At 70.3% G+C, this 5,530-nt stretch carries 8 protein-coding genes; 3 read left to right on the top strand and 5 right to left on the bottom strand.

Annotated elements, in window-relative coordinates; all coding sequences use genetic code 11:
* From ABTZ89_RS34970 to ABTZ89_RS34950, 5 genes are all read right to left on the bottom strand, one after another.
* Positions 1–845, bottom strand: an 845-nt coding sequence (locus ABTZ89_RS34970; protein WP_502949644.1) for a WXG100-like domain-containing protein, incomplete at its 3' end; no start/stop codon positions are given.
* Between the two features lie 14 nt (positions 846–859).
* Positions 860–1,189: a WXG100 family type VII secretion target gene (locus ABTZ89_RS34965; protein WP_270949378.1), complete on the bottom strand. Its 330-nt coding sequence runs from the start codon at positions 1,187–1,189 to the stop codon at positions 860–862.
* Positions 1,186–1,764: a YbaB/EbfC family nucleoid-associated protein gene (locus ABTZ89_RS34960; protein ID WP_351053020.1), complete on the bottom strand. Its 579-nt coding sequence runs from the start codon at positions 1,762–1,764 to the stop codon at positions 1,186–1,188. Before ABTZ89_RS34960 ends, ABTZ89_RS34965 begins: the two co-directional genes overlap by 4 nt.
* 260 nt (positions 1,765–2,024) lie before the next feature.
* Entirely contained in the window at positions 2,025–2,813 is a 789-nt protein-coding gene (locus ABTZ89_RS34955) for an MBL fold metallo-hydrolase (RefSeq protein WP_351053017.1), read from the bottom strand.
* Positions 2,810–3,490: a 2-phosphosulfolactate phosphatase gene (locus ABTZ89_RS34950; protein ID WP_351053014.1), complete on the bottom strand. Its 681-nt coding sequence runs from the start codon at positions 3,488–3,490 to the stop codon at positions 2,810–2,812. The genes ABTZ89_RS34955 and ABTZ89_RS34950 overlap by 4 nt, the downstream gene beginning before the upstream one ends.
* Positions 3,491–3,651: 161 nt before the next feature.
* Here ABTZ89_RS34950 and ABTZ89_RS34945 point away from each other — a divergent pair, with 161 nt between their 5' ends.
* The 3 genes from ABTZ89_RS34945 (at position 3,652) to ABTZ89_RS34935 (ending at position 5,391) form a co-directional block, all read left to right on the top strand.
* Complete coding sequence (locus tag ABTZ89_RS34945; RefSeq protein WP_270949374.1) at positions 3,652–4,122, top strand: ribose-5-phosphate isomerase; 471 nt, start codon at positions 3,652–3,654, stop codon at positions 4,120–4,122.
* Between the two features lie 3 nt (positions 4,123–4,125).
* Positions 4,126–4,440 carry a hypothetical protein gene (locus ABTZ89_RS34940; RefSeq protein WP_270949373.1) on the top strand — a complete coding sequence of 105 codons (315 nt, stop codon included), beginning with the start codon at positions 4,126–4,128 and terminating at the stop codon, positions 4,438–4,440.
* A 141-nt stretch (positions 4,441–4,581) separates the two neighbouring features.
* On the top strand, positions 4,582–5,391 hold the full coding sequence (locus tag ABTZ89_RS34935) for an Fpg/Nei family DNA glycosylase (protein ID WP_351053009.1): 810 nt from the start codon (positions 4,582–4,584) through the stop codon (positions 5,389–5,391).
* Positions 5,392–5,530: the final 139 nt, after the last annotated feature.

Genomic DNA, 5,530 nt, shown 5'->3' with positions numbered 1-5,530 from the left:
ACCGCGCCTTCGGCGGCGCCGAGGGCGCCATCCTTCAGCGCCGTCTTGCCGAGCGCCTTCGCGGCGCACTCCCCCGCTTCGCCGGCGGCGTCGCCCGCCGCGTCGCCCGCTGCGCGGCCCGAGGTGGTGGCCGCGTTGCCCGCTGCGTCGCCGACGGCGTCGCCTGCCTGCTTGCCGATCGCCTTGCCCGCGCCTTCGAACACGCCGCCGACGGCGCCGCCGATGGCACCGGAGATCGCCGCGTCCTTGAACTTGCCGCCGTCGAGGCCGTCGCGCTCGCCGGAGGCGATCTGCACGCCCTGCACCGCGAACTCGATCGCGACCGAGGTGGCGATCTCGATGGCGACGTTCTTCAGGATGCTCATGGCGAGCTGCTTGAAGATCTGCATCACCACGGTGCGGGTGACCGCTTGCGCGGCGGCGACACCGGCGGTCGAGGCGCCGAAGGTGACCGGGGCGGCCGCGATCATCGCCGCGATCTGGATGGCCAGCGCGATCAGCGAGGCGATGATGGTCAGCTTGGTGTGCTCGACGTCCAGGGCCGCGTCGTCGCAGGCCTTGGCGAGCTTCTCGCAGGCTTCCTTCAGCTTCGGCAGCGCCGCTTCGCCGCCGTCGCCGATGTCCTTCCACAGCTTGGCGAACGCGTCGGAGGTCTGCCCCTCCATCGCACCTTTGGCCTGCTCAGCACCGCGGTTGGCGGCGGTGTTGACGCCTTCGATGCCGTCCGCGGCGGCGCGCCAGGCGTCGGCCATGCGGCGCATCGCGTCCTCGTCGCCCTCCGGCCAGGACTCGCCGACCACGATCGGCAGCAGCCACTTGACCTCGTCGGGCATTTCGATGCTCACGAAACATCCACTCCCTACGAGGGCATGTTGGAGCCGGACTTGCCGATGTCCGCGGCCGAACCGGCATCGCTGGACTCGGTGTCGTCGGCGGTGGCTTTGAGGTTGTCGTCGATGTCGCCGAGGGCTTTGACGACCTTCTTCAAGCTGTCGAAAACGCTGTCGCGGCCCTTGGTGTAGTCCCCGGCGAACTTCTGCCCGGCTTCGTCGTTGCCCCAGCACTCGCCTTCGCCGTCGAGCGCGGACTTGAGGGTGTTGACCACCTGCTCGAGGTCCTTGCCGGTGTCGCCGATCTTCTTGCCGCCCGAGCGGATCTCCTCGGGCTCCATCCGCATCTGGTCGCTCATCGGCGGCCCCCTCGCCGGTTGTTCTCCCACTCCCAGTCGTCGTCCCACTCGTCATCGGGCGCGGTGCGCACCTGCGGCGGCGGCGCGCTGTTGCTCGCCGGGGCGGCGGAGTCCTCGGCGCGCCGCTGCTGGCGTTCGACGTCGGGGTTGGGCGGTTCGACGAGCGGTCCCTGGCGCAGCAGACCCGCCAGGGACGGGACGCCGGGGACTTCCGGAACGTCCGAAACGTCGGCCAGCGGCGCGAACTCGGACTGCAGCTGCCGCTGGGCGGTGCCCGCGGCCTCCCGGATCACGCTGGTGATGCTGCGGGCGAGCTTCTCGGGGGTGGTGCGTTCGAACGCCTTCGGGGACAGGGCCAGTTCCTGCACGGTTCCGGTCGCGTCCACCCGGACGGTGACCATGCCGTCGTCGGAGGCGACTTCGAAGGTCTGCTGCGCGGCGGTGGACTGCTTCTCCTGGATCTCGGCGGTGCGGCGCCGGAGATCGGAGAGCATGTTGTCGATCTGGTCCCGAAGCGCGGCGTTGCGCGCGGCGAGGTCCTGGCGACCCGCGTCGAAGTCGTCCCGTCCGGACATGTTCGATCTCCACCTGTCCTTCGCCCGTCGAAACCTCGCGAACCGGGGGAGCGGTTCGCTGGCGCGTTTAGAAGAGAATGACGTTCGCGTTATCGGATCGGTGCCCCGGGATCCCGAATTGACGCCGAATGGCCCAGTGGAAAGTCCGATTGGTCCAGCGGTTTCGGTACGTCTGCGCGCTCTGCCTGGTTCTCAGGTGGACTAGGCGAGTTGAGACTGTGATTCACGCAACGTTCGTCTGGTGGGCGGATTGTCGGGTTTCAGGCCCGTCTCAGCGCAGTGCGGGTGGTGTCGGCGGGGTACGGCGAGCGGTGGAGCGCTTGCTCTTCGGAGAGCTCGCCGGTCCGGTGCTCGCGGCAGAGCTCGGCGATGGCGGCGAGTTCGGCGCGCTGGGTGCGGACGAAGTCCGGGCCGACGGGATCGCCGTGACCGGGCACGACGGTGGCGGGGGAGAGCGCCAGGATTCCGTCCGCTGCGGCGGGCCAGTGCTCCGGGTGGGCATCGCCGAAGTCCGGCGGAGCACCCTGCTCGACGAGGTCCCCGGCGAACACGACGCCGGCGTCGGGAACCGCGACGACCAGGTCGTGATCGGTGTGCCCGGGGCCGAGGTGGCGCAGTTGCGCGGTTCGGCCGCCCAGGTCCAGGTCGGCGCGCTCGGACACCAGGTGGTCCGGCTCGGTCGGGGTCGATTCGGCGAGCGCCTCGGCGATGTCGTCGGAGCCTTCGCCGCGGTAGTGCGCGACCCACTCGGCGCGCTGCTGGTCGGCGGTCGCGGCGAGAAATCTGGGGCAGCGCTCGTGCGCCCACACCGGCGCGGGCAGGAACGCGCTGGTCCCGAAGCAGTGGTCGAAGTGGGCGTGCGTGATCGCGACCTGCCACGGCAGCGCGGTGATCTCGCGGACCGCGGCGGCCAGCTCGGATCCCTGCACGTGATCGCCGCGGGTGTCGATGACCAGGGCGGACTCGGCCCCGACCACCAGACCGATGGACAGGTCGAGCTCGGCGTAGCGCCGCACGAACACGCCCTGGCCGACTTCTCGCCAGCTCACGCCGCCTCCAGGAAACCGTCGCGCAACACCGGCGCGGTCCGGCTGGCGTTGACCTCCGCAGCGAGATCCACGTCGTGCGCGAACCCCATCTCCGCGAGCTCCAGACCGGAGTCGCAACCCGCGAGCAGCCCACCGATGTCGTGCCGCACGGCCTGGAAAGCGGCTGCCGCGAGCTCGGCCTCGGGGGAGCGGCGGCCGGGCAGCGCAGAGATGATCGCGCCCGAGCCCAGCAAGTCCTCGATCGCCGGCCGGAGTTCGCCGTCCCGGCGCTCGCCTCCGGCGATCACGCCGATCGGTCCGCCAGCACGCGCCGCCGCAGCGGCCACGGCGTCCGCATTGCGAAGGCAACCTGCGAAAACGGTCGAGCCCGTCGCGGAAGCCTCGGCGCACAGCGTCGCACCGTTCGGCGACGGCAACCCCAGCCGGACGGCGATGATGGTGCGCAGCGACGACGGGCTCAACGACCAGCGATCGAGACTGCGCGGCCCGGCCAGCACCGCTCCGCCGGGGACCTGGACGTCGTGCGAGCGCAGGGGCAGCACCCGAGCCCCACGACTGGTGGCGATGTCCACGGCGCTGGAGAACGAGAGCACGTCGACGACCACCAGAACAGGGAACTCCGACATCGCCCGCAAGCCAGGCAAACCCCAGTCCACGTGCACATCGACGCAGGTCATGCCCGAGAGGCTATCCAGGCACGCAACCGGAGCCCTACCCAACCGCACCTCAGGGGACCGTGACGCAAATCAGCCACAAGAAACCCCCAAAACGCAAGATCACCCCCCAAACGCAACCACCACTGTGAATCGCGGAGGGGCGGATCTGTCAGACTGCCGACGTGCGCGTCTACATCGGCTCCGACCACGCCGGATACGAACTCAAGAACCACCTCGTCAAGTGGCTGGCCGACAAGGGTCACGAAGTGACCGACATCGGCCCCGCGGAATACGACGCCCTGGACGACTACCCGCCGTTCTGCGTCGAGACCGCCCGCCGCGTCGTCGCCGACGAGGGCAGCCTCGGGCTGGTCCTCGGCGGTTCGGGCAACGGCGAGCAGATCGCCGCGAACAAGGTCCCCGGCGCCCGCGCCGCGCTGGCCTGGAGCGTCGAGACTGCCAAGCTCGCCCGTCAGCACAACAACGCGCTGCTGGCCGGCGTCGGTGCGCGGATGCACACCGTCGAGGAGGCCGAGCAGATCGTCGAGGCGTTCCTGACCACGGAGTTCGAGGGCGGCCGCCACCAGCGGCGCATCGACCTGCTCTCCGACTACGAGAAGACCGGCCAGCCCCCGGCTCTGCCCGGCAACTGACCGATGGCACCAGCACGCCGCGCAGTGCTGACACCCCTGGTGGCGGTGACAGCGACGGTGGTCGGCGTGCTGGTGCTCTTCTTCGGGCAGCAAGCGCTCTCGCCCAAGCTCGTGGCGGCGCTCTGCCCCGCGCCGGACTGCGTGCTCGGCGTCGGCCTGTGGCTGACCGCCGGAGCAGTCCTCGCGCCGCTCGTCTCCCTGGTCGCCGGATTCGCGTTCCCGCGCCGCGACCGACCGATCCTCCGAGGCCTGCACATCGCCCTGTGGTGCGTGGGCGCCTACCTCGTCGAGTCCCTCGCGCTGTGGCTCATCGTCTGAGAAGCCTGCTCGCGCGGCGGAACTTCGGACGACGCATGTCCGCTTTCGGCGCATCGAGGCAGAGATCGGAGGCAGGTTCTGGGAACCGGTCTCGTGCGGGGAGCGGAACCAGGACCGACGACATGCTCCGAGGACGTTCGAATGCCCGAAGGCCACACCCTGCACCGGCTCGCCGGAGTGCACGACGAGCTGTTCGCCGGCACGGAGGTTCAGGTGGCCAGTCCGCAGGGACGCTTCGCCACGAGCGCTTCGCTGCTCGACGGCACCGTGCTGGAGCGCGCTGAGGCGCACGGCAAGCACCTGTTCCACCACTACGGCCCCGACCGGATCGTGCACGTGCACCTCGGGCTGTACGGGACGTTCAGCGAGTCCGAGCTGCCGGTGACCGAACCGCGCGGCCAGGTGCGGATGCGCATCGTCGGCAAGACGCACTGGACGGACCTGCGCGGCCCGACCGCCTGCGAGCTGCTCACCGGTGATGAGGTCGAGGCGGTGCGAGCCCGGCTCGGCCCGGATCCGCTGCGCGCGGACGCCGATCCGGAGCGCGCGTGGTCGAAGATCTCCCGGTCCCGCACGAGCATCGCGGCGCTGCTGCTGGACCAGAAGGTGCTGGCCGGGGTCGGCAACGTCTACCGGGCCGAAGTGCTGTTCCGGCACGGCATCCAGCCCTACACGCCGGGCCGCGCGCTCGCCCGCGAGCAGTGGGACCTGATCTGGGCGGACCTGGTCGAGCTGATGGCCGACGGGGTCCGGGTGGGGCGCATCGACACCGTGCGACCCGAGCACATGCCCGAGGTCACCGGCCGGGCTCCGCGCCAGGACCGCCACGGCGGTGAGGTCTACGTCTACCGCCGGGCGGCGATGCCCTGCCTGCTCTGCGGCACGCCCATCGCCATGGCGGACCTCTCCGGCCGCAAGCTCTACTGGTGCTCCACCTGCCAACCCGAGTAACCCGACACACCAGCGCATGTCGGACCCCGACACGCCAACACCTGTGGACAGGTCCGGGGTCCTGTGGAGAACTCCCGCAATTTCAATGGAAATCGGACCTCCGATTTCCATTGAAATTGCGTCGGAACCCCCTCGGCCC

It is taken from the genome of Saccharopolyspora sp. NPDC002686 (assembly GCF_040295745.1).
Lineage (GTDB): Bacteria > Actinomycetota > Actinomycetes > Mycobacteriales > Pseudonocardiaceae > Saccharopolyspora > Saccharopolyspora oryzae.
This window is presented reverse-complemented; position numbering and strand designations above follow the sequence as displayed.